This window comes from Streptomyces collinus (assembly GCF_031348265.1).
Lineage (GTDB): Bacteria > Actinomycetota > Actinomycetes > Streptomycetales > Streptomycetaceae > Streptomyces > Streptomyces collinus.
On record NZ_CP133771.1, the window covers coordinates 8,417,816 to 8,444,604 of the forward strand.

Here is a 26,789-nt window from a genome sequence, read left to right on the forward strand (position 1 = left end):
CTAGGGTCACGAAGGAAGGGGGAGGGGGCGGTCAGAGGGGGATGTTGCCGTGCCGGCGTTCCGGCATCGGAGCGCGTTTGCCGCGCAGCGCGCGCAGGGCGCGGCAGACCTGCTCCCGCGTCTCGCGCGGCGCGATGACGGCGTCGACATAGCCGCGCTCGGCGGCGAGGTACGGGGTGCCGTGGGTGTGTTCGTACGCGGCGAGGAGGCGGGCGCGCAGCGCCTCCGGGTCGTCGGACGCGGCGAGTTCGCGCCGGTGCAGGACGCCCACGGCCCCCTCGGCGCCCATGACGGCGATCCGGGCGGTGGGCCAGGCGAGGTTGACGTCGGCACCGAGGTGCTTGGAGCCCATCACCGCGTATCCGCCGCCGTACGCCTTGCGCACCACGACCGTGACCTTGGGGACGGTGGCCTCGGCGTAGGCGTAGAGCAGTTTCGCGCCGCGCCGGATGATCCCGGCCTGCTCCTGCCGCACCCCGGACAGATATCCGGGCACGTCGGCGAAGGTCAGCAGCGGGATGCCGAACGCGTCGCAGAACCGCACGAACCGCGCGGCCTTCTCGGACGCGTCGATGTCGAGGACCCCGGCGGCGTGCAGCGGCTGATTGGCCACGACGCCCACCGAGCGGCCCTCGATCCGGGCCAGGGCGCAGATGATGTTCGGTGCGAACAGCTCCTGCACCGGCAGCAGTTCACCGTCGTCGACGACCGCGTGCAGGATGTCCCGCATGTCGTAGGCCTCGCCGAGCCGGTCCGGGACGATCCCGTCGAGCCCGGCACCGGCCGGGGCGTGCCCGGGGGCGTACTCCGGCGGCCGTTCCAGGTTGTTGGCCGGCAGGTACGACAGCAGGTCGCGCACGGTGTCGAGGGCGTCCTCCTCGTCGGCGGCCAGGAAGTGGGCGTTGCCGTTGACGGTGTTGCTGGTGCGGGCGCCGCCCAGCTCCTCGGCGGTGGTGCGCTCGCCCGTGACCGTCTCGATGACGTCGGGACCGGTGACGAACATGTGCGAGGCGCCGTCCACCATCACCGTGAAGTCGGTGATCGCCGGCGAGTACGCCGCACCGCCCGCGCACGGACCGAGGACCACCGAGATCTGCGGGATCACCCCGGACGCCTTGACGTTGCGCCGGACCAGCTCGGCGTAGAGGGCGAGGGCGGCGACCCCCTCCTGGATCCGCGCCCCGCCGGAGTCGTTCAGGCCGATCACCGGGCAGCCCGTCTTCAGGGCCAGCTCCATCAGGGCGACGGTCTTCTCGCCGAAGGCCTCGCCCATGCTGCCGCCGAAGACCGTGGAGTCCTGGGCGAACACGCACACCGGGCGGCCGTCGACCGTGCCGTACCCGGTGACCACGCCGTCGCCGTACGGGCGACGGGCGTCGTGCCCCGCGGGCCTGGCCCGGACGAACAGGCCGGTCTCGGTGAACGAGTCCTTGTCCAGGAGCCGGTCGATCCGCTCCCGGGCAGAGAACTCCCCGCGTCTGCGCGGCCCGCCCGGGGCCACCGCCCGCTCCCGGCGGTGCTCCAGGCCGGCGACGCGCTCCGCGGTGCCCCCGGGCGTGTGCGTCGCCGTCTCCCCCGGACCGGATGCTCTCACCTCTGTGCTCACAACCACCTCCGAAGTGGCTCTCGAATATGGCAGCGAGGCGGGGGAGTGCCGTACGGCTCGCCGTTCTGTTTGGGGGAGTTGAGTCTTCGGGCGCCGGCTTTCATCCGGGTGTGACAAGCGTGCTCCGAGAGCCGGGGCGCGATTCAGCGGCCCGGGTGCTGAATGCGTTCGCCTTCTTCTATTGGACCCCCGGCCGCGCGGCGTCCAGGCTGGAGTGCACCATCGCCCGACAGCCGGAAGAGGTCACGAACCCATGCACAGCCGCCGCATCGGTGACGTCGAGGTCAGCGCGATCGGCCTGGGCGCGATGCCCATGTCCATCGAGGGACGACCGGACGAGGAACGCTCCCTCGCCACCATCCACGCCGCGCTCGACGCCGGGGTGACCCTGATCGACACCGCGGACGCCTACCACCGCGACGCCGACGAGGTCGGTCACAACGAGACCCTGATAGCCAAGGCCCTCGCCTCCCACGACCGCGGCGGTGACGTCCTGGTCGCCACCAAGGGCGGCCACCTGCGCCCCGGTGACGGCAGCTGGACGCTCGACGGCAGCCCCCGCCACCTCAAGGCGGCCTGCGAGGAGTCCCTGCGCCGGCTGGGCGTCGACGCCATCGGCCTCTACCAGTTCCACCGCCCCGACCCGCGCGTCCCCTACGCCGAGTCCGTCGGCGCGATCCGGGACCTGCTCGACGAGGGCAAGATCCGCAGGGCCGGCATCTCGAACGCGAACCCGGAGCAGATCCGGCAGGCCCAGGAGATCCTCGGCGGGCGTCTGGTCTCCGTGCAGAACCAGTTCTCCCCGGCCTTCCGCTCCAGCGAGCCGGAACTGCGCCTGTGCGACGAACTCGGCATCGTGTTCCTGCCCTGGAGCCCCCTCGGCGGGATCTCGAAGGCCGGTGAACTCGGCTCGGGCCATGCCCCCTTCGCCCGGATCGCCGAGGCTCGCGGCGTGAGCCCGCAGCGCGTGTGCCTGGCCTGGATGCTCGCCAAGTCGCCGGTGGTCGTCCCGATCCCCGGCGCGAGCCGGCCCGAAACGATCCGCGACTCGCTCGCCGCCACCGATCTGACCCTGACCGCCGAGGAACTGGCGGAGCTGGACGCCGCCTGACCAGCCACCTGAGAGCCGGGGACGCCGCACGCCGCCCCGGGTCTCTGCACGATCCGCGCGAACGTCGCCCACGGCATGGACGACGCCGACGGGGAGACGGTCCGGGCGGCCCTGCGCGACGCCCACGCCCTGGAGAGGGGCGTGTCGCCGACGTACCGTCCCGCCGCGATGAGCTCCAGCGGCTCCGCCGTGAGCGGAGCACGTTCAACAACACACTGGTGTCCTTCTCGAAAGTGGGGCAGGTCCCCCTGCCGCGCCGCTGATGTCGCACCACGCTGATCAGCAAGTCCGAGCCCCACAGACGACGTAATGGCCTCAGGGGGTTGGCGTCGCCCTCGTATCTTTGCGCCATGACGAGCGAGAGAGATCCACAGCTCTATGTGAACCGCTGGGGTGACACGTCGGATCCGACCCTGGAACGGCGCGGGATTCGCCAGGATGCCTGCGCGTGTTTCGACCAGTCCAGGCCGCATCCACGAGCCCGGGTCGGATTTCACACCGAGCGCCAGGACACGTCCGCTCCGGGCTGGCTGCGTCTGCTGGAACTGATTGACGAAGCCGCAGCCGACGGGCGCGAGGAATTCCGCCCTCTCGTGGAGCTCAGCGCGGAGGAACGGCGGCAGATCGTCACCCTGCCTCCGAGCATCGCGCGGCTGACCAAGGTCAAGCACCTTGTGCTCTACGGCAGCAATCTGGTGCGGATTCCGCCCGAGATCGGGGCCATGACGAACCTGGAGGAGTTCACGCCCTACACCTCTTACCGGCTGCACTGGTTTCCTTACGAACTCACCCGGTGCAAGAAGCTCACCCGCAGCACGGTGAGTACACGGGCATTGTTCGGCAACTACAAGTTGCGACCGCCGTTCCCGCACCTGCAGCCTTCCCTGGACTCCGTCGCGGGCCTCGCCACGGGCGAGCTGGATCCCCGGCGCTGGGGCACCACGGCCGTCCACAGATGCAGTGTCTGCGACCGCCCGACAGGACAGGCTGGGCTCCAGCAGATGTGGATTTCACTGCGCGTGGCCTCTGACGTATTGCCCCTGTTGGTGAACGCCTGCTCATCGGCGTGTGTCGCCGCACTGCCCGGCGGTGCGCAGGATTACATCCCCACGCCGCACAAGGGCGGCCGAGTCGACCAGCCGCCGTCCGATGGGGACTGACCGACCGGGCACCGGAGCCTCGGCGCTCGACACCCGCTCGGAGGTCCTCGTCCAGCAGGCGCCGGCCCGGCTGCTGGACGGGCGCACCACGTTCGTCGTCGCGCACCGGCTGTCCACCGTCCAGGGCGCCGACCGGATCGTGGTGATGGGCGACGGACGCATCGAGGAGATCGGCACGTACGAGGAGCTGCTGCGCAAGGGCGGGGCATACACCGCTCTGCACAGAGGCCAGCTCACCTAATACCGGACGCAACCGATCAGTTCTCGTCAAATCCGCTACAGGTGAGAAAATCGTGTGAATGCTTCCGCGTGGTTCGGGCATACGCAGCGAAAACACAGAGAGGGGCGCTACGTGCTTGTACCGGACCGGAAGATCGTCAGGGAGTTGCTGACGCGGTACGCGTCGCTGAGGATCGCTCAGTCGGAGAGGCACGTGCCGAAGGCGGCACGCGAGCTGGAGGACGTCAGCTACACGCTGTGCGTGATGATGGGGACGTCCGACATCAGTGACGCCATCGCCAAGGCGGATGTCCTGCTGCTCACCGAGGGGCGGCCGGACGCCGCCGACGCGGACGGGGAGAGCGGCCTGACGCTGGTCGGCTGACCGCTGACGAACGGCCCGGCGCGGACCGGGCGGCACGCCTCGGCGGCCCCTAGGGAGGGGCCGCCGAGGCGTTCGTCCGACCGTGGAACGCCGTGCGGTAGGCGTACGGCGTGGTGCCCACCACCTTGCGGAACCGCTCCCGGAACGCGGTCGGCGAGCCGAAACCGGCCTGGCGCGCGATCCGTTCGACGGAGTGGTCGGAGTTCTCCAGCAGGTACTGGGCGCGCCGCACCCGCGCCCGCAGCAGCCACTGCAGCGGTGTGGTGCCGGTCTGCTCGCGGAAGCGGCGGCTGAAGGTCCGCTCGCTCATCCCCGCCCGCGCCGCCAGCGTGCCCAGCGTCACCTCGTGCGCGAGATGGTCCTCGATCCACTCCAGCACCGGTTCGAGCGCGGACCCCCGGGGCACGGGCGGATGCTCGTGCACGATGAACTGGGCCTGCCCGCCCTCCCGTTCCAGCGGCATGACCGACATGCGGGCGATGTTCGCGGCGACGGCCGATCCCAGGTCCCGCCGGATCATGTGCAGGCACAGATCCAGCGCCGCGGCCGCACCGGCCGAGGTGAGGATCTGCCCGTTGTCGACGTACAGCACGTCCGGCTCCACCTCGACCCGCGGGAAGCGCCGGGCCAGTTCGCCGGCGGCCACCCAGTGCGTGGTGGCGCGCAGCCCGTCCAGCAGCCCGGCCTCCGCCAGCACGAAGGCCCCCACGCACACCGACGCGATCCGGGTCCCGGCCCCGGCCGCCTCCCGCAGGGCCGCCAGCACCCGGGCGGACGGCGGCGCCGCGTCGGGGGAGCAGCCGGGCACGATGACGGTGTCCGCCTCCGCCAGCGCCTCCAGCCCCCGATCGATCCGCAGGGTGAAGCCGCCGTCCGCGCGCACCTCGGGCCTCTCGGCGCACAACCGGACCCGGTAGGCGGGCCGCCCGTCCGGCAGCTGCGTCCAGGCGAACGTCTGCTGGGGCGCCGCCATGTCGAAGGGCACGACTCCGTCGAGGACCAGGATCGCCACAGAGTGCATGACCGTCACCCTAGGCGGGTTCCCGCCGGTCCTGTGACGTGGGGTTCGCGGCAGCTCTGGAGCAGGAGAGCAGGTCGGACCAGTTGGCGAGAACCCGTTGGAAGCTGTCGTTCCAGCCCATGGGGGATCATCCGGGGGCGTCCTAGCGTGGGCTCGTCGACCGCATTCATGGAAAGAGCCCCGGTGACCAAGATCCTGCTGTCCCTCCATGTCCTGGCCGCCATCGTCGCCATCGGTCCCGTGACCGTCGCGGCCAGCATGTTCCCGCCCGCCGTGCGTCAGGCGGCTCCCGCCGGCGTCGGAACGGCAGCGCTCCTGCACCGCATCTGCCGCGTCTACGCCAAGGTCGGACTCACCGTCCCCCTCCTCGGGTTCGCCACCGCGGCCGCGATGGGCGTCCTCGGCAGCGGATGGCTCGTCACCTCCATCGCCCTCACCGCCGCGGCCGCCGGCATCCTGATCGCCTTCGTCCTGCCCCGCCAGGAGGAACTCCTCGGCCGGCTGAAGGACGAGCAGGCCGTCGACCGGCGGAGCACCGCCCGACTGGCCATGTTCACGGGCGTCTTCAACCTGCTGTGGGCCACGGTCACCGTCCTGATGATCGTCCGGCCGGGGTCCACCACGGGAGCCTGAGGAAGTCTCGCGATCGCCTGTCACGGATGTCCGGTCTGCGTCAAGTCATCCCAAGGAATTCACACTCCGGGACACCGTGCCGCCTACACTCGCAGTCTCGCCCCCGCACGGGGCCGACGAGCAGAAAGGCACGTTGACGGGTGTTCCAGGATTCCCCCATCTACGACCGACTCATCGCGGAGCGCGGTGACGTACCCGCACAGGTGCGCCGCGAGGCCGAACGTGTGAGCAGGGAACTGGAGCTGGTCATGCGGCCCTCACAGTCCCTCGGCTACGACCGTCCGCAAACCCCCGGAGCGGGCTGGCAGCGCGCGGGCATGCTCCCCGGCCCGCGGCCGCAGTGAACCCGGCGGGCCCGGGCCCGGTCTGCGCCGGGCCCGGTGGTCAACGGAGCGTCGTGTTCGCTCCGTTGACGTGCAACGGCTGGACCGGAACGGGCCGGGCCAGCCATTCGGCGATGGTCCGGGCGATCGGCTGAGCCGTCTCCACCTCGACGAACCCGAACTGCCCCGACTGGTTGCACTCCAGGAACCACCAGGTCCCGTCGGAGTCCTCCACGAAGTCGAAAGCCCCGTAGGCCAGTTCCGCCTCACGCAGATAGGACAGGACCCCCGGCGCGATACAGGACGGCACATCGACGGGACGCCACGGCGAGCCGGGCGCGGCGAACCGCACGTCCACCTCGTCCGGGTCCGCGTCCTCGGCGGTCGCTTTGCGGGCGGCCAGCATCCGCTCACCCACGACGGTGAGCCGGATGTCGGCCCGCTTGGTGATCCGCCGCTGCAGCAGCGTCGGCCCGAACGCGACGGCGGAGAAGTCCGTCTCCGGCGCGACCCGGCTCGTCGGCACCGCCCGGGGCGGGTCCTGCGGATGCGCGCCCGAGACCGGCTTGACCACCAGCTCCGGGTAGCGCTCCGCGAACTCGCGGGCGGCGCGCGGGAAGGTCGTGATCAGCGTCGCGGGCACGGGCAGGCCGCATCTCTGGGCCAGGCGCAACTGCCACGGCTTGTGCCGGGCCCGGCGCGCCGCGTCGGGATGGTTCATCCAGCGCGCGTCCGAGCCCCGCAGCATGCCGTAGAGCGCCTGGGTGGCCTCCTCGGTCAGCCATGCGGACGGCTGGGCCGCCCGTGCGGCCGGTACGCCGGGCCGGCGCACCCACACGGACCGGAGCCCCCCGATGCTCACCAGCCGCCCCCCGGCGGACAGATGGCCGCGGAACCGGCCGTGCACGAACTCCCCCGACAACGCGACACCACCGGTCAGGTCCGCGGGATCGACCCGGACCACCGGAACCCCCGTCGCGTTGAGATGCACGACGACCATGTCCGCGGTGACGTCCTCCTCACAGGTGAGGATCAGTACGGTCATCTTCGGCGGCCCGTGGTCAGTCGTCGAAATGCGTCTTGGAGCCGGCGGTGGACGTCGTGGTGCCGAACTCTCTCAACAGGGCGAAGTCGGAGGCCGCGACCCGTCCGTCGCGGAGCACGTTCAACTGCTGTCCGGCGTCGTACACGTACGGAATGGCAGCTTCCAACTCCACTGCCGGGCGCGCGTAGTTGAGCGCGAACGGTTGCATCGTCTCTCCCTCGTCGGTACTGCGCCGAGCAGGCGGTGCCCCGGGGCGTGGTCGCCCGGTCCGCCGTCCTGTTTCGGCTTCCAGAGACTTATACGAATCGAACGGGTGGTTGGTTTCCTTACTTTCCGTAGTTATTTGCCGGTTGCCGGTCCGGCCGGTGTGCCGTACTGCGCTCCCGTTCGCCGAGGGAGCCGCGGACGGTGCGCAGAGCGAGCAGCAGGACGCCGATGTCGTCCAGGTACACCGGATCCGGCACCAGGTCGGTGGGCAGCACCAGATAGAGCACCGCGCCCCAGAAGACCCAGCGCGGGCCGGTGGGGAGCCCCGCGCGCTTCAACTCGCGCCGGGTCCGTACCAGTCGCACGAGGACGACGACGGCGAAGACGAGGACGACGGCCGCGAGAACCGCGGCCAGAACGATGAGCTTTGTGGTCGTATCCACGGGTTGCCCTCCTCCTGGCATGCCGTGACACGGGACCTCCCGAACACCCCCTATGTGGATTCCCGTTTCCGGCGGCTGTATTGCGGCCGGGCCCGACATGTCGGCGAGTCGGCGGATTTTCCCGTGCGGGCGGTCATCCCGGTGGCTCACCCGAGTGGCACGGGGTGCCGGTGGCGCCTGGTAATGGTCACCGTAACGTCGCTCGTCACACGACGGGGCGCAGGAGCGGCCGCACTCTTCCCACGGAGGCGAGTATGACGACCTGCTCTTCATCACCCCGCTCGAACGAACCTGCCATACCCGACGAGCCGAACGGGTCCGCCCAGCCGTCCGCCGAGACAACCGTCGCCACCGGCACGCACCAGGTGGAGCAGACGAGCGCGCAGCCCGCCGCCGACCGGTACGACACGTACCGGGCGGGGTACCCACAGCCCGCCGCCGCATCCCACCAGGTCGGCCCCCCGGCCGCCGGGCCCGTCACCCTCGGCTCCCCCTCCCGGGGGCCGGGGCGGGAACGCAGCCGCCGACCCCCGAGCCGGGCCGGACCGCAGCCCGGCCCGTTGCCCCTGACCCGGACGCGACGGACCCGTCCGCCGCCCAGCCCCCGGACACCGGCCCGGGTCGGGCGCCCGCGCCGCCCGCCGACGACTGGCTGGATCCCGCGGAGGCGCGGCCCGCTCAGCCCGTCCCGGACCGGACGGACCAGGCGGACGAGCACCTCGCGCCCGCCCAGGCGGACACCGTCGGCCCGGACGAGGCCGGTCCACCTGCCGGACCCGGTACGGGCGTGGCCGACACCGACCAGTCGGCGTCGCCAGTCGCCATCCGGTCGCTCGACGACAACCCGGTGGAGCTCAGACCCGGCACCGGCCCGACATCCGGCGCGCCGTACGGCGACGCCGTCAGCGACCTGGTGCACGCGGTAGTGGCAGACCGGCCGATGGAGGAGGTGACCCTGCTGCACAAGGAGCCGCAGGAGCCCCACGTCCGCGAGGAGGCACTCCGCGTGGCCGCCACCGGCCGCTCCGTCGGGGAACTGGTCGAGCTGATCGACCGCCTGGGCCTGGAACGGCTGGACCGCAACGGCCGTCGCCCGAACGGGACTTCGCGCCCCGAGGGGGAGACCGGTGAGCCCGGGACGCCCGCCGCGCGGGCAGACGTCGTACAGCACGCCCGGACGCGGACCGCGAGACCCACCGCACCCTGGAGGACGCACCGCCGGACCGGGAGCGTGCCACGGACCGGTTCGCCCGGTCCGTGTCCTGGTCGGGCTGGCTCGCCGCCCCGGCCCTCGCCGTGTGCGCGGTGGTCCACTGCCCGCTGCAGCGCGGCGACGCGTCCTTGCGGCTGCACGCGTTCGCCCTCGGCCTGTCGGTGCTGTGCACGGAGCCGGCACTGCTGCTGGCCCTGCACCCCGTGGCGCTGGTGCCGGCCGGGGCGGTGCTGGTGCCCACGGTGCGGCCGGGGCCCAGGCGTACGGGAGTTCCTTCCCGTCGGCGTCCCTGTCCCGGGCCCCTCGACCTCGCGCTCGCCCCGGCGTGGCCGGCCGCCTCGGTCGCCGGGTGCACGGCACTGCTGTCCCTCGTCGCGCTGGTCTTCCGGGTGCCGGTGCCCATCGCCGCCCGGCAGTGGGCGGCGGCGCCCGCGTCCGAGGCACGCTGTATGACGGAGTGAGGCCTCGGCCGGGCTCCGGCCGGCGGTCCTGCTCAGGTCCGGCGGTCGAGCAGCCCGGTCAGTACCCGGTCCGGGGTGAGCGGGAGTTCACGGAGGCGGACGCCCGTGGCATGGTGCACCGCGTTGCCGATCGCCGCGGCCGTCCCGACGATGCCGATCTCCCCGATCCCCTTGCTGCCCATGGGGTTGAGACGGGCATCCTCCTCGTCGAGCCAGTGCGCCTCGATCCCGGCGACGTCGGCGTGCACGGGCACGTGGTACGACGCCAGATCCGACTCGGTGAAGTCGCCGAACGCGGCGTCCATGGTGCTGCCCTCGGTCAGCGCCATGCCCAGCCCCATCGTCATGCCCCCGACGAACTGCGAGCGTGCCGTACGGGCGTTGAGAATGCGGCCCGCCGCGTACACCCCGAGGAGCCGGCCGACGCGGACCTCGCCGGTGACCGTGTCCACGGCGACCTCGGCGAAGTGCGCACCGAAGGCGTGCCGCGCGAAGTCGCTCCCGGCGTCCGCCGCTCCCGTCGTGTCGGCGCGGAATTCGAGGCCCTGCCCGGGCAGCGTTCCCACGTGCCCGGCCAGCCGCCGGGCCAGTCCGGCGCAGGCGTCGTGCACCGCCCAGCCCCAGGAGGCGGTCCCGGACGAGCCGCCGGCCAGCGGCGCCGGCGGCAGCTCCGTGCTGCCGACCTCGATCCGCACCCGCTCCAGCGGCACCCCGAGGGCGTCGGCACCGACTTGCGCGAGCACGGTCCGGGCGCCCGTCCCGATGTCGGTGGCGTTGATCCGCACCAGGAACGAACCGTCGGGCAGTGCGCGCGCCGTCGCCGTGGACGGCCCCACCATGACGGGATACGTCGCCGCCGCCACACCCGTCCCCAGCAGCAGGGGGCCGTCCCGGCGGACGCCCGGGCGGGGATCGCGCCCGGACCAGCCGAAGCGCCGGGCGCCCTCGCGCAGACACTCGACCAGATGCCTGCTGCTGAACGGCCGGCCGCTGTCGGGCTCGACGTCCGGTTCGTTGCGGACGCGCAACTCGACCGGGTCCATGCCGAGTTCGGTGGCGAGTTCGTCCAGGGCGGACTCCAGCGCGTACATGCCCGGCGCCTCGCCGGGCGCCCTCATCCACGACGGGGACGGCACGTCCAGTGCCGCGACCCGGTGCACCGTACGGCTGTGGGGCGCGGCGTACATCACCCGTGCGGGCACCGCCGCCTGCTCCACGAACTCCTTGATGCGGGAGGTGTGCGTGGTGACCTCGTGCGTCAGGGAGACGAGACGGCCGTCCGCATCGGCCCCGAGCCGCAGCCGGTGCAGGGTCGGAGCGCGGTGCCCGACGACGGCGGGCAGGAAGCGGCGGGGCAGGGCCACCGTCACCGGCCGCCCCGTCTCGCGTGCCGCCATGGCGGCGAGCACCACGTCCGGGCGTGGCGTGCCCTTGGACCCGAAACCGCCGCCGACGTGCTCGGCGGTGACGACGATCCGCTCCTCGGGCAGGCCGAACAGCCCGGCGAGCACCGCCCGCACGGCACCGGTGCCCTGGCTGGAGGTGTGCACGGTGAGCCGGCCGTCCTCCCACCGGGCGGTGCTGGTGTGCGGCTCCATGGGGTGGTTGTGCAGCGGCGGCACCCGGTACGCGACGTCCACCCGGGCGGTGGAGGAACCGAACGCCCCGTCGGGGTCGCCCTGTTCACGGACGGCCGGATGACCGCCGTTGGCCTCCTCGGGCACGTACACACCCGGATGCGAGGCCGTGAGGGTCACGTCGTGCTCTGCGGCGTCGTAGGTGACGCGGACGGCGGCGGCACCGGCGCGGGCCGCCTCCAGGGTCTCGGCCACCACCAGGGCCACGAACCAGCCGCGGTGCGGGACGCGCGCGTTCTGCAGCAGGGCGAGCGTGGGATCGTCCGGCTCCGCGAGCCGCGGCGCGTTCTCGTGGGTGAGGACGGCGAGGACTCCGGGCACGGCCAGGGCGGCCGCCGTGCCGACACCGGTCACCCGGCCCCGGGCCACACCCGCCGGCACGGGCCATGCCTGGGCCCGGCCGGGGGAGGGGAACTCTCCGGCGTAGCGGGCGGTGCCGCTGACCTTCTCCCGTCCCTCCCGGCGCTCGGCGGGGGCGCCCACACTGCCGGTCATGAGGCCCTCCCGGGGAGCTCGGTGTCCGTGAGCCGGGACAGCACGTCCACGGCGAGGTTGCGGGCGAGCGGAACCTTGTAGGTGTTGTCCCGCAGCGGCTGCGCGGCGGCCAGTTCGAGATCGACGGCGTGCTCGAACGCGGCCCGGGTGGGAGCCGCGCCCAGCAGTGCCTCCTCCGCCCGCTGTGCGCGCCAGGGCCGGTGCGCCAGCGCCCCGAAGGCGAGCCCCACGTGCCCGACCACACCGTTCTCCAGGCGCAGCACGACCGCGACGGACGCGAGGGCGAAGGCGTACGAGGCCCGGTCGCGGGCCTTGCGGTACGCCGACGGCAGCCCGGCTGCGGCAGCCGGGAGCACCACGGCGGTGACCAGTTCGCCGGGACGGATCTCGGTGTCCTGCTCGGGCCGGTCACCCGGCAGCCGGTGGAAGTCCGCCGCCGCGACGCTCCGGGCCCCCTCGGGGCCGACCAGTTCGACACGCCCGTCGAGGGCGGAGAGTGCCACCGCCATGTCCGACGGATGGGTGGCGATGCAGTGCGCGGAGTGCCCGAGCACCGCGTGATCGCGGTGGACGCCGTCCCGCGCTCCGCAGCCGCTGCCCGGCTCACGTTTGTTGCACGGCTTCGACAGGTCCTGGAAGTACGGGCACCGGGTGCGCTGGAGCAGGTTCCCGCCGGTCGTCGCCGCGTTGCGCAACTGCCCGGAGGCACCGGCGAGCACCGCCTGCGACAGCGCCGGGTACCGGTCGCGGACCAGAGGGTGGGCGGCGAGGTCGCTGTTGCGGACCATCGCCCCGACGCGCAGCGCACCTCCGGGCAACTCCTCGACCGTGGCCAGGGGCAGCCGGGTGACGTCGATCAGGGCGGTGGGCGCCTCGACGCCGAGCTTCATCAGGTCGACGAGGTTCGTGCCGCCCCCGAGGTAACGCGCTCCGGTGTGAGAGGCGTACGCGGAGGTCGCCTCCTCGACGCTGCCGGCGCGGACGTAGGCGAACTCCTTCACGGGATCACGTCCTCCACGGCCTCCGCGATCCGCGGATACGCACCGCACCGGCACAGGTTGCCGCTCAGCCGTTCCCGGATCTCCTCCCGGTCCAGCGGCACCGGCCCGCCCGAGGGCGCCGCCGGGTCGGTGACGTGCGAGGGGTGGCCGGCCGCCGCCTCGGCGAGCACACCGGCAGCGGAGCAGATCTGGCCCGGGGTGCAGTAGCCGCACTGGAACGCGTCGCGTTCCAGGAAGGCCCGTTGCAGGGGATGGGGTTCCTCCCCGTCGCCGTTGCCGGTGAGGCCCTCGACGGTGGTGACCTCGCAGCCGTCGAGGGCGACCGCGAACAGCAGACAGCTGTTGACGCGCCGCCCGTCGACCAGGACCGTGCAGGCTCCGCACTGGCCGTGGTCACAGCCCTTCTTGGCGCCCGTGAGGTCGAGATCCTCCCGCAGGAGGTCCAGCAGGACCCGGCGGTGGTCGACGGTGAGTGAGTGGGGTTTGCCGTTGACGCGGAGCGTGGTCTGCGCGTGGTGCTGGAGGTTGCCCATGTCGTGGAGGACCTTCCCGGGCGGGCCGTGATGCCGTACGGACCGCGTATCCAGGAGGGCACGACTGACACGTGCGCCCCGCGAGAAGGATGCCCCTCCCGCCCCCGCGCCCCTACTGCTCCGACGTCACGCGCTGGGCGGTGGTCCCTTCATCGGCGGGCGCGGTCGCGGGACGTTTGACCTTGAAGCGTTCGAACGTCCGTGTGAGCTGCTGGAGCGGGGACCCGGCCGGCGGATCGGACGGCTGGGGTCTGGCGGGAGCGGTCTCGGCGGACTCCTGGTAGGCGGTCAGGGCCTCGTGGGCGCTTTCGGCCGCCTCCCGGTAGAGGTCACGGGACTTCGTCATGGCCTCCAGCGCCTCGGCGTACATGGCCACCAGACCGCGCTGGCGCTCCAGCTCCTCCTGGAGCGTCAGCAGGTGCCAGTCCTCGCGCAACGCGGTGAGGGCGTCCTCGGCGCCGTCGGGCAGGGGCCTCGGAAGCGCGGCGAACCGCGTCACCGCGTCGACGAGGTCGGCCGGCTCCGAACCGTCGAGGAACACCGCGCGCACGGAGAAGTCCTGGGCCTCGTAGCCCTCCGGAGCGGGGACGCCCGGCAGCACCACCGCTCCGCCGCGCGGCACCTGGACGCCGGAGTCGCGCAGGGCCCAGTTCAGGCCGCGCAGCTGCTGCGGGGCGGCGTGATGCTCCACCACACGGTGGCGCAGGCCCGGCGGCAGCCACTGCGCCAGCGGCGTGCGCCCCCGGTCGTCGGTGCTCATCGCCTCGTGGACGACCACGTGGATGTGCCATCCGCCGCGCACCGCGTTCCTCAGCAGGCGGCGGATCTCCTTGTCGTCCTTCGGCAGCGGGTTGATCTCCCCCGGGACCAGGCGCGTCGCGGCGTCCTGGTCCCAGGCAGTGTCCGGCTCCTGCGGCCAGAACAGGCCGGTGGGGGAGGGCCACGCGTGGTCCCACGGCTGCTCGGCCTCGGCGACCAGCATCCACTCCTGCCCGGCGCCTTCGCCCACGCCGGGTTTCAGGCTCAGCCGGGCGCGCACGGTCACGCCGTCGCCGACCCGCCAGCGGGCTTCGAAGACCCGCTCCGCAGGCCCGGTCTCGTCTTCGGGCAACTCCAGAAAGTCGTCGATGGCCTGACTGTCCTTGCGCTGCTGGAGCGAGCGCCGGAGAACGTCTTCCGCGTCACCCGGGGCGTGGCGGCCGCGCGCCGGCCACACCGTGGCGGGAGTCATGGAGCGGACGGTGAGGGAGGTCTGCATGGGTCCATCTATGAGCGGGGGTACGTGCGTCTGCCAGTATCGTCGCCGCAGGCCCACGGGTGCTACCCGGGGTCGCACCCCGCCGCGGGCGGCGGTGGGGTATGTGTCCACGAGCCTTCACCTCCCGGGTCGGCCGCGGCGTGCGCCGTCGGTCATGCGCACCGCCTACCCGTGCCGGCCCGTGCCATGTGACACAAGGACGGCCGTGTGGGGCGGTCGTCCGGCGTGATGGGGCACCGGGCAGCGCGATCCGGCACCCGGCGGCGCTCCGGAGTGGTGCCGGGGGCACGGGATGTGCGCCATGCGCGCGGGGTGTGCGCGCCGCGCGCGCATCGGGAGGGCTCACGCGTGGCCCGTCCGCCACGCCGTCCCGACAATGGTGCGCACGAGCAGGGCCCGCCCACCATCCGCATCGGGGCGGGTCCTGCTCGCTCCGCCATGCGCAGGGCGCCGTTCAGCGCTCCCGGTCACCGGCGGAGTCCGCCGCCTCGAAACCGGTCGCCGCCCAACTGGCGAGGAAATTCAGCCGCTCCTCGTACGCGGTGCCCGGCTCGGCGGTGTAGAGGGTCAGGGCGTGGGCCTCGTGGGCGGAGACGGGCAGGTCCAGGGGCTGGTAGGTCAGTTCCAGGAAGCCCGCCTCGGGATGGTGGAAGCGCTTGACCCCGCCGTGGTGGATCCGCACGTTGTGGGCGGCCCATCGGGTGCGGAACTCGTCGCTGACCGTGGACAGTTCACCCACGAGCTCGCGCAGCGCCCTGTCGTGGGGGAAGCGGCCCGCCTCGGCGCGCAACAGCGCGACGGTCGTCCTGGCGCCGGTGTCCCAGTCGTCGAAGAAGTCGCGCGAGCCGGGTTCGAGGAAGGCCGCCGTCGGCACCGCCATCGCCGCGGTCACGCTGATCCCCACGATCGCCATCGCCGTCGTCCAGCGACGCCTGCCCACGGCGTCCAGCGGTGCGGTCGTCCACCGCTCAGCACCCGAAAACGCCTGAAACCCCACGTCAAGATCCATATCCGGCTCACAACCAAGGAGTGAACCCATGCGCGCTGCTGTTCTGCATGCCCCCGGCGACATCCGGGTGGAGGAGATAGCCGACCCGAAGATCACCGCACCGACGGACGCCGTCATCCGGCTGACGGCCGCCTGCGTCTGCGGCTCGGACCTGTGGCCCTACCGCGGCGTCGAGACCCTCGACGGCCCCCTGCCGATGGGGCACGAGTACGTCGGCGTCGTCGAGGAGGTCGGCGGTGACGTCACGAACGTCAAGCCCGGCCAGTACGTCGTCGGCTCCTTCGTCGCCTCCTGCGGCAGCTGCGAGATCTGCCGCTCCGGCTACCCCTCCTCCTGTGTGCACCGCGTGTTCATGGCCCAGGTCGGCACCCAGTCCGAGCGCGCCCTGATCCCGCACGCCGACGGCACCCTCGTCCCCCTGCCCGGCACGCCCGACGCCGCCCTGATCCCCGACCTGCTCGCCGCCTCGGACGTGCTGGGCACCGGATGGTTCGGCGCGGTCGCCGCCGAGGCCGGCCCCGGCAGGACCGTCGCGGTCGTCGGCGACGGCGCGGTCGGCCTGCTCGCGGTCCTGGCCGCGCGGCAGCTCGGCGCGGAGCGGATCATCGCGATGAGCCGGCACCAGCCGCGGCAGCGCCTCGCCCGCGAGTTCGGCGCCACCGACATCGTCACCGAACGTGGCGACGAAGGTGTGGCGAAGCTCAAGGAGCTGACCGGTGGCCTCGGCGCCCACTCCGTCGTCGAAGCGGTCGGCACTCAGGAGTCCATGCAGCAGGCGGTCCGCTCCGCCCGGCCGGGCGGGCACGTCGGTTTCGTGGGCGTCAACCACGACGTGGCCCTCAGCGGTGAGGAACTCTTCTTCTCCCAGGTCCACCTGCACGGCGGCCCCGCCCCGGTGCGCCGGTTCCTGCCCGAACTCATCGACCTGATCTGGCAGCGGAAGATCAACCCCGGCAAGGTCTTCGATCTCGTCGTCCCGCTCGACGAGGCCGCCGAGGCCTACCGGGCCATGGACGAGCGCCGTGCCGTCAAGGCCATGCTCACGCTGTGACCGAGCCCCTGACCGGGCTTTGACCCGGGCCCCGCTGAGGGCTCCTCAGGCCTGACCAGGCGGGGTCCGGGTACACGGTCCGTGCACGGGATGGTGTGGACGGAGGAGAGGGGACCGGGGGAGTGTCGGTGAAGGCGATGGGCTGGGCGCATTCGTTCCGCATGTCCGAAGGCGTACGCGCAGGACGGGAGTGGACACGCAGGCGTCTTGAGTCCCTGCCCTGGGCCGCTGCCGAGCCGGACACGGTGGACGCCATCGTGCTGGCGGTGTCGGAGCTGATCACCAATGCGCACATCCACGCGCACAGCGACGCGCACCTCGTCCTGACGTGGGACGGCGACTGCCTGCATGTCAGCGTCCACGACGAGGACCCGACGCTGCCGCGCCAGCGTGATCCGGAGCCGGGCGAGGTCTCCGGCCGCGGGGTGTCGATCGTGCGCAAGCTGGCCGACGAGTGGGGGATGAGGTGCCAGCGGCACGGCAAGACGGTGACGGCCTGCTTCCGTCCCGCTGACCCCGACCCCGACCCCGGCGCCGGTGAGGCCCGCTCCTGAAGGAGAAGCGTCGTGTACCTGGCACGCGGGTCGAGTGACGACCCCTACCTCTGGCTCTGGGTCCTGGGCGCTGTCGCGCTGTATGCACTGATCAGCTACGCACTGGCGTACCGCGCCCGTGCCCGGCGCGGTTCCACGCATCCGGCCCATGACGCCCTGCACGACCTCAAGGACCGGGAGGACCCCCAGCCTCCCGAGAACCGCTTCGTCAGCCGCCTGATCATGCTGTCCGGAGCGGGGCTCACCGGCCTCGTCGCCTACCTGACCGGTGGCGCCGTGCGGGTCCTGACCGTCGCGCTCACCGCCGTGGCCGCGGTGAGCGTCTGGGCGTACTACGACCACCGCACGGAAACGCGCGCGGCCGCCCGGCGATGACGCGGGCCCGGGCCCCCTCGCAGCTGCGGCAGGGGCCCGGGAGCGTCAGTCGCTCTCGGGGTGCGTGCCGGGCCCGTGCACGCCGGGCGACAGCGGGGTGGGCGACAGCGCCGAATCCTCCTCGCCCGGCTCCAGCAGGGTGTCCGCGGCGCCGACGATGAGGGGATCGGGTGTGCCGACCGCCTGCCGGTCCTTGCTGGCGTAGTCCACGCGCGACAGCAGACTGCGCATGGTCTCCAGCCGGGCGCGCCGCTTGTCGTTGCTCTTGACGACGGTCCAGGGGGCGTGGGCGGTGTCGGTGGCCCGGAACATGTCCACCTTCGCCTCGGTGTAGTCGTCCCAGAGGTCCAGGGAGGCCAGGTCGGTGGGGGAGAGCTTCCACTGGCGCACCGGGTCGACCTGCCGGATCGCGAAGCGCGTGCGCTGCTCGGAGCGCGACACGGAGAACCAGAACTTCACCAGCAGGACGCCGTCGTCCACCAGCATCCGCTCGAAGGCCGGGCACTGGTCGAGGAACAGCTCGTACTCGTCCTTGGAGCAGTAGCCCATCACCCGTTCCACGCCGGCCCGGTTGTACCAGGAGCGGTCGAAGAAGACGATCTCCCCGGCCGTCGGCAGATGCGCGATGTAGCGCTGGAAGTACCACTGGCCCACCTCGCGCTCGGTGGGCTTGTCCAGGGCGACCACGCGGGCGCCGCGCGGGTTGAGCCGCTCGGTGAACCGCTGGATCGTGCCGCCCTTGCCCGCCGCGTCACGCCCCTCGCACACGACGACCACGCGGGCACCGGTGTCCTTGACCCACCGCTGCAGCTTGAGCATCTCTATCTGCAGGATGCGCTTGGTCCGCTCGTACTCCTTGCGGCTCACCTTGCGGTCGTAGGGGTAGTTCTCCCGCCACGTCCGGATGGGGCGTCCGTCCCCGTCCAGGACGATCGGCTGCTCTCTTCTGCTGGTGTCGACGGTCAGCCCGTCCAGCAGCTTGTCCGCGTCTTCGGCGCTCATCACTCGACTCCCCGTTCGGCTCGCACCCGCAGGTCAACGGTCTCACGTGTGCCCCGCCTGGCCCGTCCCATGTGAGCTCGCGGCCGGACGCCGGTGCCACACCGTCGTGGACGGCGTAGCCTCCTACCGGTCGCCGTCTCGCTCATACCGCGTGACGAGCCGACCGCGCTGACGCACGGCCTTTTGTGGAAGACCAGTTCCCGGCGAAAGGACCCGATGAGGGTGTCGAGCATGCCCCGCACCAGCTCCCCCGTCACCAACCCCGTGATCCCCGGCTTCCATCCGGATCCGAGCATCTGCCGGGCCGGCGAGGACTACTACCTCGCGTGCTCCAGCTTCGAGTACTTCCCCGGCGTACCGGTATTCCACAGCCGGGACCTGGTGCACTGGACCCAGATCGGCAACGCGCTCGACCGGCCGGGCCAGCTGCGCCTGCCGCCCGGCACACCCTCCTCCGGCGGCATCTACGCCCCGACCCTGCGCCACCACGACGGGCGTTTCTGGCTGATCGTCACGAACGTGAGCGGCGACGGGAACCTGCTGTTCACGACCACCGACCCGGCCGGACCCTGGTCCGACCCGATCCCGCTGCCCGGCGTGCACGGCATCGACCCCGACCTCGCCTGGGACGACGACGGCACCTGCTGGTGCACCACCGCCGGGGTCGGGCAGATCCGCATCGATCCCCGCACGGGGGAGACGTTCGGCGAACGGCGACCTCTCTGGTCCGGCGCCCCCGGCGCCAAGGCACCCGAGGCGCCGCACCTGTACCACATCGGCGACTACTGGTACCTGCTCATCGCCGAGGGCGGCACCGAGCGGTGCCACGGCGTCTCGATCGCCCGCGGACGCAGCCCGCAGGGCCCCTTCGAGCCCTGCCCCGCCAACCCGGTCCTGACCCACCGGGGCACCGACCACCCCATCCAGAACACCGGCCACGCCGACCTGGTGGAGGGCCCGGACGGCTCGTGGTGGATGGTCCTGCTCGGCGTCCGGCCGCACGGCGGCACGCCGGGCTGGCACGTACTGGGCCGCGAGACCTTCCTGGTGCCGGTGACCTGGTCCGAGGGCTGGCCGGTGGTGGGAGAACTCTCCACCGTCCTGGTTCCGCCCCCGTGGCCGCTGCGGGAGCCCGCGGCCCCGCCGGTCCGGGACGACTTCGAATCCGGTGAACTCGCCCCCGCCTGGATCTCGTTGCGCTCCCGGCCCGCGGAGAACTGCACCACGAAGGAACGGGCCGGCTGGCTGAGCCTCCGCGCGGCGGGCGAGTCGCTCGACGACCCCGAGGTCACCTTCGTGGGCCGCCGCCAGCAGCATGTCTCGTGCCGCGCGCGGGTGCTGGTGGACCCGGCGGAGGGGCGCGGAGGCCTGGCCGTCCGTCTCGACGAGGAGCATCACTACGAGATCGAGGTGACGCCGGGCGAGGTGCGGGTCCTGACGCGCGTCGGCCCGTTCCGCTCGCAGGTGGCCTCCCGTGCGACGGCCGCGGGCCCGGTGGTGCTGAGGATCGGGACGGCGGTCACCGGGCAGGTCAGTGACGCCCGCCAGGGGCCGGACACCGTCTCCCTCGGCTTCGAGGACCCGCAGGGCGCCTTCACCGAACTCGCCGCGCTGGACGGCCGGTACCTGTCCACCGAGGTCGCCGGCGGTTTCACCGGCCGTGTCATCGGCATGTACGCCGCTGCGGGCACCGTCCACTTCGACTGGTTCGACTACGAGCCGACCGGCCCCGACGGGCCGGACCGGACGGGCTCCGCGGACTGAGGACGGGCCCGGCCGCTCAGAGGGCGGTGCCCGTCTCCTCGGCCAGGGCCCGCACGAGGCGGTCCTGGAACGCCTCGTCGTGAACGGCGCGATGCGGCTGCAACCGCCGGCCGTGGTACCAGTACCCGCCGGCGGTCAGGGCCTCCGGGTCGTCGCTCGACGCCAGCCACTCCTGCGTCTGGTGGCCGAGCTCCAGGTCGTCCGGCGCGCTCGGCCCGCCCATCCTCGTCGGTACCCAGCCGGGGTCCACGGCGTTGCTCAGCACTCCGGGGCGCAGCCGGGCCACCGCGGTCGCCAGGGTCGTCACGAAGAGCTTGCTGTCGGCGTACGACCCGGGGCTCCCGCCCCGCCAGTCGACTCCTTCCAGCGACGACGGGTCCCCGCCGAGGTGCGAGTTGCTGCTCAGGTACACCAGCCGGCGCGGCCCGCGCAGCAGGGCGGTCAGCAGATAGGGCGCGACGATGTTGACGGGCATGACCGCCCGTCCGCTCCACACTCCGGCATTGTGGATGACGGCGTCGAGCGGCGGCGATGCCTCCAGCTCCTCGGCGACCCGCCGCACGGCGTCACGCTCGGCGAGGTCGCCCACCACGATCTGTGCCCCGCGGTCGGCGAACCGGCCGAGCGCCGCCGCCCGCTCCTGGTTCCGGGCGTGCACCACCACGTCGTGCCCCGCGGCTAGCAGCGCCTGAGCCGCGGCCCGCCCCAGCCCGTCCGCGGACCCGGTCACCAGGATCCGGCTCCGTGCTCCTCGCATGAGACTGCCTCCTTCCGCCGGATCGCGCCCCGCGAGGAGACACGCACCGGATCACACGGCTGTTGGGCCCGGGCACCCGACGTGGCCGGTCGAACGCCGGCTCTCAGTAGCCGACGCGGAAGGTCGCGTCCTGCCGGTCGGTCGTCGTGGAGACCGGGTCGATGCGCAGAGCGTAGTCGGCGTGGCGGATGTAGCGGGTCGGGTTGTTGTGCGACCGGAACGAGGACCAGGTGGCGTCCGCCAGGCCCGCCGTGCGGTGGAAGGTCGCGTCCGCGGCGAACGTCGACGTGTTGTCGTCGACGTCGAGGCGCAGCGCGTAGTTGTAGTGCCGCAGGTAGCGGGTGGGGTGGTTGACGGACCGGAAGGAGACCCCGGAGCTGTCGGCGAGCCCCGGGACCAGGGTCCACAGGGAGTCCTTGTACGGCTCGATCGGGTACGCGTCGATACGGCCCAGGTAGTCGGCGTGGCGGACGTAACGGGACGGGAAGTTGTAGGACTTGAGCCGGTTCCAGGCCGGCGCGCCCCACTTCGCGAGCAGGTTGTCGTACTCGGCCGTGGTGATCGTCGCGATGCCGCAGTGCTTGGAGTTGACCGGCTGCGTGTACGTCCGCTGGTCGAGGGCCGCCCAGGTGCCGGAGGCGAGGCTGGTGGACTGCCAGGCGTAGAACACACCGTTGGGCGTGTAGGTGTCGCCCCACAGCCACCAGGTGCCGGAGGTCAGCGACTTCACCACGGTCGGCGCCTCGGTGCCGCCGTGCGCCACGCCGGTGCCGAACTCGGTGAAGCTGCCCGGGTTCAGGGTGGTGGATCTGGCGCCCACCAGCGTCTGGTTCTTCTTGAAGTAGAGGTAGTTGTAGCCGTTCACGCCGACGGCCATGTCGCCGTCGATCACGTCGTAGCCGGGGTCGAAGAACACCTGCGGGGCGGAGGCGGTCACGAAGTCGGTCGTGTAGTTGACCATGATCACGTTGTGGCCGCTGGAGTTGACCGAGGAGTAGATCACCGCGTACTGCCGCCGGCCCGCGTCCCAGAACGCCTCGGGAGCCCAGCTGTGGGTGGCCATGTCGTGCAGCTTCAGCCGCCGGTAGCCGGTGAAGGTACGGAGGTCGGCCGAGTCCCAGACGTGGATGTACTGGCTGTTGTAGTTCCAGTCGGTGCCCTTGAGGTCGGTGGCGAGCACGACGAAGGTGCCGTCCTGCTTGCGCATCAGGAAGGGGTCCCGCAGCCCGAGCGCCCCGGCCGTGGGGGTGACCAGGGCGTTGTTCTGGTTCAGCGGAGTCCAGTTGAGCCCGTCGGGGCTGATGGCGAGGTGCAGGCCGTAGTCGGTGCCGTCGCCGAGTTTGGTCGACTCGGTGAAGTAGACCATCGCGTACGCCGAGTCGGCGGCGTGCGCGGTGCCGCTGCCGAGGGCCAGGGCGAGCGGCACGGCGGCGCTCATGCCGAGGAGCCCGCGGCGGGAGAGGTGGGGGTTTGCGCTCATCTTGGTCTCCAAGGAGGCGAGGGTGCCGGACTGCCGCTCTGCCGGGCGGAGTCGGGGAGGGCCGGTCCCCTGTTCAGCTTCGGGAGGGGCTGCGCTTCACCGCACTCGATCGATATACCGAACGATGTTCGTGTTGCCGGATGGGACCGTAGGGCCGCCGCAGCGCCACCGTCAATACTCGTGCTCGCCCTGCCGTGAACGCGGGGTCTGCGACCGCTCGCTTCGTGCCCTATGAGGCTGTTACGGGCGGGGGCGCCCCTGGATCTGCATGCCGGGCCGGCGGCGGTGGACCGTCACGTATGTCAGGCCGCTCTCGCCCGCGATCACGTTGCGGACGCTGCCGTGCGGCAGCCAGACGAGGCTGCCGGGCTCCACCGGGTGCGGGCCGTCCGCGGCGCCGAGCGTGCCGTCGCCGGTGACGACGAGCAGGAGGACGTCGAGGTCTGGTTCGGCGTGGGTGTCGATGGACCCCAGGGGCGGGACGCGGATGAGGTTGGCGTCCAGTTGGCGGCCGGGCTCGGCGAGACGCCACAGGGCGCCGGCCGATCCCGGGGCGCTCGCGGCGAGCGAGTCGGTGTTGCCCAGGATTCGCGGAACGGGAGCGTCGGCCGCGCCGGGGAACCCCTCCGGGTCAGTCATGGATCGTGCCACCGTCCGATTCGGGCCTGCCCTGGGCCGGTTCACCTGTCCGGCAGGCGATCCGCACCGCGCACGGGCGGATGCCCCGAGGAATCTAGCACCGGTCCTCGCCCGGGCCGGTGCCCGGTCACTCCTCGTCGGACGTGGTGGGGCGCGTCCGCCCGGGCTCCGGCGCCTCGCCCTGCTGCGCGCGGGCGTGCAGTACGTCCCCGATGAACAGGTCGTACACCAGCACGCCGATCACACCGCCCACCAGGGGCCCGACGATCGGGATCCACCAGTAGTCGCTGAACGCCCCGGCCAGGCTGCCCGGAAACGCGAGGTCCTCCCATCCCGCCATCCAGGTGAACAGCCGCGGGCCGAAGTCGCGGGCCGGGTTGATGGCGTACCCCGCGTTCGCCCCGAAGGACATGCCGATGGCGGCCACGACGAAGCCGATCACCAGCGGGCCGAGGTTGGCCTTCACGGCCGTGTTGCGCAGGTCGATGATCGCCACCACCAGCATGACCAGGAAGGCGGTGCCGACGATCTGGTCGACCAGCGGGCCCCACACACCGCCGTTGAAGTACGGCGCCGGGAACGTGGCGAAGATGGAGAACGACGCGAGGGTGTGCCCGTTCGTCTTGGGCCCCTCCATGGCTCGTCGAAGGCGTTGATGGCGTCGTGGTACACGGCGTAGACCAGTGCCGCCCCGGCCAGGGCTCCGAGCACCTGGGACACCCAGTAGGGCACGACCTTGACCCAGGGGAACTTCCGGCGCACGGCGAAGGCCAGGGTGACCGCCGGGTTGATGTGCGCCCCGCTGACGCCGCCGGCCACGTAGATGCCGAGGATCACGGCCATGGCCCAGCCCCAGGTGATCAGCAGTCAGTCCCCGGCGCCGAGGAAGAAGACGGTGGGTCCCTCGGTGCGCCCCGAACCCGGCAGTGCCGCCACCGCCATCGCCACCACACCGCATCCGAAGGCGATGAGGACGAACGTCCCGAGGAGCTCCGCCAGGCACTCGCCCGCCAAGCCTGCGCGACGCCTGAGCCGTGAGGGTTTCACCAGAGGCCTGATCTCCACTGCCATGTGATCTCTCCCAGGAGTCGCCACGATCCCGGCTGACGCACGGTAGTCATGTCGTAACGCGGCGCATAACGGCGCGGCAATCGCAGGAGACCCGCCCCGGGCCGGCTCGCCCGGCCTGCCGGACGAACCGTTGCCGGTGCGCGGCGACGGCGATCCTCACCGGCCCCCTGGCGTCTCACCCTCGGCGGCCTCGGCCTCGCCCGTGCCCAGCCGGACGCAGCATTCCCCCGGTTCCGGCGCCAGCACCGCGCATACGCCGTTGACCTCAAGGCCGCCGAGGTAGCCGCTGAGGAACGCGTGGTTCATGCCGCACACCAGGTCCGGAGCCCTCGCGGCCAGCGGATGGAAGGGGCAGTTGCGCAGCCGGAGCCGGGTCGGGGCCTCCCGCACGGGCTCGTAACCGTACTGGTCCAGCAGGCGCTCGCAGGTGGTCAGTCCGCGCTCGGGGCCCAGCCGTCCCGGGCGGGTCTCGTGCCGTGCGGCCTCGCCCACCTGCCGGCCGCGCTCCTGCGCGGCGCGCATCGCCGCCTGCGCGGCGTTCTCGCCGGCCCGCTCGGTGAGCACCGCGTCCAGGAGCAGGTCCGCCAGGAGCTCGTGGCGCCGGTCGGGGATGTTCACGGTGATCTGGGCGTCGGTGGGCTCGTACATCTTCGGCTGCCTGCCGACCTTGCGGGTGCCGCCCGGCGTTTCGTAGCGGGCGCGCAGCAGGCCCGCGTCGACCAGCTTGTCGAGGTGGAAGGCGGCGAGTTTGCGGGAGATGCCGACACTGGCGGCGGCCTCGTCGCGGGTGACGGCGCGGCGGGCACGCCGGATGAAGGCGAACATGCGCCGGCGCGAGTCCTCGCTCAGGACGCTGACGGAGTCGATGGCGCTGTCGGCCGGGTCGGCCTGCGCGGGCGGATCGGAAGCCACAGGACAACTTTAACTCCGACCAGCATGGGAGCGAGAGCTCTTTCAGTGCTCTGTTCTGCAGCACTTGACGTTCGCCCGGAATAAAGGAAACACTTGTTGGTGAAACTCCTGGAGGTCCTCATGGTCACAGAGCCACAACTTCAGGCGAAGCGCCCCGTCAGCGCCCCGCTCGCCGGGCCGTACGGCCATCCGTTCCACCCGATCCTGGTGACCGTGCCGATCGGGGCCTGGGTCACCGGCCTGGTGTTCGACATCGCCTCCCACGTCGTCAGCAGTCCGGGCTTCCTGACCCAGGCCTCGCAGTGGTTGATCGCGGTCGGCGTGATCGGTGCCCTGGTGGCGGCCCTGACCGGATTCCTCGACCTGTTCGCCGTTCCCCGAGCGACCCCGGCCTTCCGTACCGCCCTGGTCCACATGACGCTGAACCTCCTGGTCACCGGCGCCTACGTGGTGAACTTCCTGTGGCGCTACGGCGACCACACCGGCGGCGGCAGGGTCGGCGTCGGCCAACTCGTCCTGTCCGCCGTGAGCGTGGCAGTCCTGGGCCTCTCGGGATACCTGGGCGGCAAGCTCGCGTACCGCTACGGCGTCCGCGTCGCCGACGAGAACACCCAGGCCGAGGGGTACACACCCGGCCGCGGCGCGAGCCGCTCCCGCCCCTCCGGGTGACCCGTCCGGCGCATCCGCCCTGGAGGCCGGGCGTGCTCGCCCCGGTCACCCTCCTCCCGTCCTACTCACCGTCCTCGGCATCGGAGACTGCTGACATGACCGATTTCCCCGCCCAGACCTCTCTCCGGAGCGACCTGCTCGACCAGGAGGCGACAGCGCCCGCGCGGCCCGCCCTGCGGGTGGTCCACGAGTCCGACGGGATCGACCTGGCCGCCGCGGAGGCCGCGGCGGGCCGCTTCCTCGACGCCCTCGGTGTCGACACGGCCTCGGAGAGCCTGCGCGGCACCCCCGGCCGGATGGCCCGCGCATACGCCGAACTCTTCAGCCCCCGCCCCTTCGACCTGACCACCTTCCCCAACGACGAGGGCTACGACGAACTCGTCCTCGCCCGGCGCATCCCCGTCCGGACCGTCTGCGAGCACCATCTGCTGCCGGTGGTCGGCGTCGCACACGTCGGCTACCTGCCCGGGGCCCGCATCCTGGGCCTGTCCAAGCTGGCGCGCGTTGTCGAGCACTTCGCCTGCCGCCCCCAGGTTCAGGAACGCCTGACCAAGCAGGTCGCCGAGTGGTTGCAGACGCAGCTGGAGCCCAAGGGTGTCGGCGTGGTCATCGAGGCGGAGCACTCCTGCATGACGCTGCGCGGCGTGCAGGCCACCGGCTCCGACACCCTGACCTCCACCCTGCTCGGCCTCCTGCGCTCCGACGCCCGCTCCCGCAGCGAGTTCCTCGCCCTGACACGTGTGACCTCCTGACGG

The 26,789-nt window shown here is 72.1% G+C and carries 28 protein-coding genes and 2 pseudogenes; 13 read left to right on the forward strand and 17 right to left on the reverse strand.

All coding sequences use genetic code 11. The features are described 5' to 3' along the window. Nucleotides 1–31 precede the first annotated feature (31 nt). Nucleotides 32–1,612, reverse strand: a complete 1,581-nt coding sequence (locus tag RFN52_RS37925; RefSeq protein ID WP_374050198.1) for an acyl-CoA carboxylase subunit beta — start codon at nucleotides 1,610–1,612, stop codon at nucleotides 32–34. Between the two features lie 247 nt (nucleotides 1,613–1,859). On the opposite strand from RFN52_RS37925, the gene RFN52_RS37930 reads away from it, so the two are divergent. From RFN52_RS37930 to RFN52_RS37945, 4 genes and pseudogenes are all read left to right on the forward strand, one after another. Continuing rightward, nucleotides 1,860–2,717 carry an aldo/keto reductase gene (locus tag RFN52_RS37930; RefSeq protein ID WP_184853444.1) on the forward strand — a complete coding sequence of 286 codons (858 nt, stop codon included), beginning with the start codon at nucleotides 1,860–1,862 and terminating at the stop codon, nucleotides 2,715–2,717. Between the two features lie 350 nt (nucleotides 2,718–3,067). Further along, nucleotides 3,068–3,877 (forward strand): leucine-rich repeat domain-containing protein, encoded by an 810-nt coding sequence (locus tag RFN52_RS37935; RefSeq protein ID WP_311241158.1) that lies wholly within the window; start codon nucleotides 3,068–3,070, stop codon nucleotides 3,875–3,877. 19 nt (nucleotides 3,878–3,896) lie between these two features. Then, nucleotides 3,897–4,118: pseudogene (locus RFN52_RS37940) on the forward strand (ABC transporter ATP-binding protein); the annotation flags it as partial. A 111-nt stretch (nucleotides 4,119–4,229) separates the two neighbouring features. Continuing rightward, complete coding sequence (locus tag RFN52_RS37945; RefSeq protein WP_184853446.1) at nucleotides 4,230–4,481, forward strand: DUF5133 domain-containing protein; 252 nt, start codon at nucleotides 4,230–4,232, stop codon at nucleotides 4,479–4,481. 49 nt (nucleotides 4,482–4,530) lie between these two features. On the opposite strand, the gene RFN52_RS37950 is transcribed toward RFN52_RS37945, so the two are convergent. Beyond that, nucleotides 4,531–5,502 carry a GlxA family transcriptional regulator gene (locus tag RFN52_RS37950; protein WP_184853447.1) on the reverse strand — a complete coding sequence of 324 codons (972 nt, stop codon included), beginning with the start codon at nucleotides 5,500–5,502 and terminating at the stop codon, nucleotides 4,531–4,533. A gap of 183 nt (nucleotides 5,503–5,685) precedes the next feature. Here RFN52_RS37950 and RFN52_RS37955 point away from each other — a divergent pair, with 183 nt between their 5' ends. Next, nucleotides 5,686–6,135 carry a DUF2269 family protein gene (locus RFN52_RS37955; protein ID WP_184853448.1) on the forward strand — a complete coding sequence of 150 codons (450 nt, stop codon included), beginning with the start codon at nucleotides 5,686–5,688 and terminating at the stop codon, nucleotides 6,133–6,135. 140 nt (nucleotides 6,136–6,275) lie between these two features. After that, a complete protein-coding gene (locus tag RFN52_RS37960; RefSeq protein WP_184853449.1) occupies nucleotides 6,276–6,479 on the forward strand; it encodes a hypothetical protein in 204 nt (67 codons plus the stop codon). A gap of 40 nt (nucleotides 6,480–6,519) precedes the next feature. Here RFN52_RS37960 and tgmB read toward each other — a convergent pair whose 3' ends face one another. The 4 genes from tgmB to RFN52_RS37980 form a co-directional block, all read right to left on the reverse strand. After that, nucleotides 6,520–7,503: an ATP-grasp ribosomal peptide maturase gene (gene tgmB, locus RFN52_RS37965; protein ID WP_184853450.1), complete on the reverse strand. Its 984-nt coding sequence runs from the start codon at nucleotides 7,501–7,503 to the stop codon at nucleotides 6,520–6,522. A 16-nt stretch (nucleotides 7,504–7,519) separates the two neighbouring features. Continuing rightward, a complete protein-coding gene (gene tgmA / locus RFN52_RS37970) occupies nucleotides 7,520–7,711 on the reverse strand; it encodes a putative ATP-grasp-modified RiPP (RefSeq protein ID WP_031111424.1) in 192 nt (63 codons plus the stop codon). A 118-nt stretch (nucleotides 7,712–7,829) separates the two neighbouring features. Further along, nucleotides 7,830–8,153: a YkvA family protein gene (locus RFN52_RS37975; RefSeq protein ID WP_184853451.1), complete on the reverse strand. Its 324-nt coding sequence runs from the start codon at nucleotides 8,151–8,153 to the stop codon at nucleotides 7,830–7,832. A gap of 205 nt (nucleotides 8,154–8,358) precedes the next feature. Further along, on the reverse strand, nucleotides 8,359–9,324 hold the full coding sequence (locus RFN52_RS37980) for a hypothetical protein (RefSeq protein WP_184853452.1): 966 nt from the start codon (nucleotides 9,322–9,324) through the stop codon (nucleotides 8,359–8,361). Nucleotides 9,325–9,410: 86 nt separating this feature from the next. Here RFN52_RS37980 and RFN52_RS37985 point away from each other — a divergent pair, with 86 nt between their 5' ends. Further along, nucleotides 9,411–9,827: a hypothetical protein gene (locus RFN52_RS37985; protein WP_184853453.1), complete on the forward strand. Its 417-nt coding sequence runs from the start codon at nucleotides 9,411–9,413 to the stop codon at nucleotides 9,825–9,827. A 32-nt stretch (nucleotides 9,828–9,859) separates the two neighbouring features. Here the strand turns inward: RFN52_RS37985 and RFN52_RS37990 are convergent, their stop codons facing one another. From RFN52_RS37990 to RFN52_RS38010, 5 genes are all read right to left on the reverse strand, one after another. Beyond that, nucleotides 9,860–11,959, reverse strand: a complete 2,100-nt coding sequence (locus RFN52_RS37990) for a xanthine dehydrogenase family protein molybdopterin-binding subunit (protein ID WP_184853454.1) — start codon at nucleotides 11,957–11,959, stop codon at nucleotides 9,860–9,862. Next, nucleotides 11,956–12,960 (reverse strand): FAD binding domain-containing protein, encoded by a 1,005-nt coding sequence (locus RFN52_RS37995; protein WP_184853455.1) that lies wholly within the window; start codon nucleotides 12,958–12,960, stop codon nucleotides 11,956–11,958. The genes RFN52_RS37990 and RFN52_RS37995 overlap by 4 nt, the downstream gene beginning before the upstream one ends. Next, on the reverse strand, nucleotides 12,957–13,493 hold the full coding sequence (locus RFN52_RS38000) for a (2Fe-2S)-binding protein (RefSeq protein WP_184853456.1): 537 nt from the start codon (nucleotides 13,491–13,493) through the stop codon (nucleotides 12,957–12,959). The genes RFN52_RS37995 and RFN52_RS38000 overlap by 4 nt, the downstream gene beginning before the upstream one ends. A 112-nt stretch (nucleotides 13,494–13,605) precedes the next feature. Then, the gene (locus tag RFN52_RS38005) at nucleotides 13,606–14,751 is read right to left on the reverse strand and encodes a hypothetical protein (protein ID WP_184853457.1); all 1,146 of its coding nucleotides are present in this window, start codon (nucleotides 14,749–14,751) and stop codon (nucleotides 13,606–13,608) included. Between the two features lie 454 nt (nucleotides 14,752–15,205). Further along, nucleotides 15,206–15,748 (reverse strand): MmyB family transcriptional regulator, encoded by a 543-nt coding sequence (locus RFN52_RS38010; RefSeq protein ID WP_374050199.1) that lies wholly within the window; start codon nucleotides 15,746–15,748, stop codon nucleotides 15,206–15,208. Nucleotides 15,749–15,788: 40 nt separating this feature from the next. On the opposite strand from RFN52_RS38010, the gene RFN52_RS38015 reads away from it, so the two are divergent. From RFN52_RS38015 to RFN52_RS38025, 3 genes are all read left to right on the forward strand, one after another. Next, on the forward strand, nucleotides 15,789–16,811 hold the full coding sequence (locus tag RFN52_RS38015; RefSeq protein WP_184853459.1) for a zinc-dependent alcohol dehydrogenase family protein: 1,023 nt from the start codon (nucleotides 15,789–15,791) through the stop codon (nucleotides 16,809–16,811). Nucleotides 16,812–16,933: 122 nt separating this feature from the next. Then, nucleotides 16,934–17,365, forward strand: a complete 432-nt coding sequence (locus RFN52_RS38020; RefSeq protein WP_184853460.1) for an ATP-binding protein — start codon at nucleotides 16,934–16,936, stop codon at nucleotides 17,363–17,365. A gap of 12 nt (nucleotides 17,366–17,377) precedes the next feature. After that, nucleotides 17,378–17,740 (forward strand): hypothetical protein, encoded by a 363-nt coding sequence (locus RFN52_RS38025; RefSeq protein ID WP_184853461.1) that lies wholly within the window; start codon nucleotides 17,378–17,380, stop codon nucleotides 17,738–17,740. Nucleotides 17,741–17,785: 45 nt separating this feature from the next. Here the strand turns inward: RFN52_RS38025 and ppk2 are convergent, their stop codons facing one another. Further along, nucleotides 17,786–18,742 carry a polyphosphate kinase 2 gene (gene ppk2, locus RFN52_RS38030; RefSeq protein WP_184853462.1) on the reverse strand — a complete coding sequence of 319 codons (957 nt, stop codon included), beginning with the start codon at nucleotides 18,740–18,742 and terminating at the stop codon, nucleotides 17,786–17,788. A 231-nt stretch (nucleotides 18,743–18,973) separates the two neighbouring features. Between ppk2 and RFN52_RS38035 the strand changes: the two genes are divergently transcribed. Next, nucleotides 18,974–20,506, forward strand: a complete 1,533-nt coding sequence (locus tag RFN52_RS38035) for a glycoside hydrolase family 43 protein (protein ID WP_311241159.1) — start codon at nucleotides 18,974–18,976, stop codon at nucleotides 20,504–20,506. Nucleotides 20,507–20,522: 16 nt separating this feature from the next. Here the strand turns inward: RFN52_RS38035 and RFN52_RS38040 are convergent, their stop codons facing one another. The 5 genes and pseudogenes from RFN52_RS38040 to RFN52_RS38060 form a co-directional block, all read right to left on the reverse strand. Further along, nucleotides 20,523–21,263 (reverse strand): SDR family NAD(P)-dependent oxidoreductase, encoded by a 741-nt coding sequence (locus RFN52_RS38040; protein ID WP_184853464.1) that lies wholly within the window; start codon nucleotides 21,261–21,263, stop codon nucleotides 20,523–20,525. A gap of 103 nt (nucleotides 21,264–21,366) precedes the next feature. Then, nucleotides 21,367–22,743, reverse strand: a complete 1,377-nt coding sequence (locus tag RFN52_RS38045; RefSeq protein WP_184853465.1) for a glycoside hydrolase family 43 protein — start codon at nucleotides 22,741–22,743, stop codon at nucleotides 21,367–21,369. Between the two features lie 240 nt (nucleotides 22,744–22,983). Further along, a complete protein-coding gene (locus tag RFN52_RS38050) occupies nucleotides 22,984–23,382 on the reverse strand; it encodes a cupin domain-containing protein (RefSeq protein ID WP_184853466.1) in 399 nt (132 codons plus the stop codon). A gap of 127 nt (nucleotides 23,383–23,509) precedes the next feature. Further along, nucleotides 23,510–24,453: pseudogene (locus RFN52_RS38055) on the reverse strand (MIP/aquaporin family protein). 156 nt (nucleotides 24,454–24,609) lie between these two features. Next, nucleotides 24,610–25,365 carry a helix-turn-helix transcriptional regulator gene (locus tag RFN52_RS38060; RefSeq protein WP_311241160.1) on the reverse strand — a complete coding sequence of 252 codons (756 nt, stop codon included), beginning with the start codon at nucleotides 25,363–25,365 and terminating at the stop codon, nucleotides 24,610–24,612. Nucleotides 25,366–25,485: 120 nt separating this feature from the next. Between RFN52_RS38060 and RFN52_RS38065 the strand changes: the two genes are divergently transcribed. Next, nucleotides 25,486–26,034, forward strand: a complete 549-nt coding sequence (locus RFN52_RS38065) for a DUF2231 domain-containing protein (RefSeq protein WP_184853467.1) — start codon at nucleotides 25,486–25,488, stop codon at nucleotides 26,032–26,034. A gap of 95 nt (nucleotides 26,035–26,129) precedes the next feature. Further along, on the forward strand, nucleotides 26,130–26,786 hold the full coding sequence (folE, locus tag RFN52_RS38070; protein WP_184853468.1) for a GTP cyclohydrolase I FolE: 657 nt from the start codon (nucleotides 26,130–26,132) through the stop codon (nucleotides 26,784–26,786). The last annotated feature ends 3 nt before the right edge of the window (nucleotides 26,787–26,789 follow it).

Excerpts from the sequence above, each read along its gene's own strand:
- RFN52_RS37930 (WP_184853444.1), top strand. The coding sequence starts at position 1,860 with ATGCACAGCCGCCGCATCGGTGACGTCGAGGTCAGCGCGATCGGCCTG.
- RFN52_RS37935 (WP_311241158.1), top strand. The coding sequence starts at position 3,068 with ATGACGAGCGAGAGAGATCCACAGCTCTATGTGAACCGCTGGGGTGAC.
- RFN52_RS37950 (WP_184853447.1), bottom strand. The coding sequence starts at position 5,502 with ATGCACTCTGTGGCGATCCTGGTCCTCGACGGAGTCGTGCCCTTCGAC.
- tgmB (WP_184853450.1), bottom strand. The coding sequence starts at position 7,503 with ATGACCGTACTGATCCTCACCTGTGAGGAGGACGTCACCGCGGACATG.
- tgmA (WP_031111424.1), bottom strand. The coding sequence starts at position 7,711 with ATGCAACCGTTCGCGCTCAACTACGCGCGCCCGGCAGTGGAGTTGGAA.
- RFN52_RS37990 (WP_184853454.1), bottom strand. The coding sequence starts at position 11,959 with ATGACCGGCAGTGTGGGCGCCCCCGCCGAGCGCCGGGAGGGACGGGAG.
- RFN52_RS38000 (WP_184853456.1), bottom strand. The coding sequence starts at position 13,493 with ATGGGCAACCTCCAGCACCACGCGCAGACCACGCTCCGCGTCAACGGC.
- RFN52_RS38005 (WP_184853457.1), bottom strand. The coding sequence starts at position 14,751 with ATGCAGACCTCCCTCACCGTCCGCTCCATGACTCCCGCCACGGTGTGG.
- RFN52_RS38015 (WP_184853459.1), top strand. The coding sequence starts at position 15,789 with ATGCGCGCTGCTGTTCTGCATGCCCCCGGCGACATCCGGGTGGAGGAG.
- ppk2 (WP_184853462.1), bottom strand. The coding sequence starts at position 18,742 with ATGAGCGCCGAAGACGCGGACAAGCTGCTGGACGGGCTGACCGTCGAC.
- RFN52_RS38035 (WP_311241159.1), top strand. The coding sequence starts at position 18,974 with ATGCCCCGCACCAGCTCCCCCGTCACCAACCCCGTGATCCCCGGCTTC.
- RFN52_RS38040 (WP_184853464.1), bottom strand. The coding sequence starts at position 21,263 with ATGCGAGGAGCACGGAGCCGGATCCTGGTGACCGGGTCCGCGGACGGG.
- RFN52_RS38045 (WP_184853465.1), bottom strand. The coding sequence starts at position 22,743 with ATGAGCGCAAACCCCCACCTCTCCCGCCGCGGGCTCCTCGGCATGAGC.
- RFN52_RS38050 (WP_184853466.1), bottom strand. The coding sequence starts at position 23,382 with ATGACTGACCCGGAGGGGTTCCCCGGCGCGGCCGACGCTCCCGTTCCG.
- RFN52_RS38065 (WP_184853467.1), top strand. The coding sequence starts at position 25,486 with ATGGTCACAGAGCCACAACTTCAGGCGAAGCGCCCCGTCAGCGCCCCG.
- folE (WP_184853468.1), top strand. The coding sequence starts at position 26,130 with ATGACCGATTTCCCCGCCCAGACCTCTCTCCGGAGCGACCTGCTCGAC.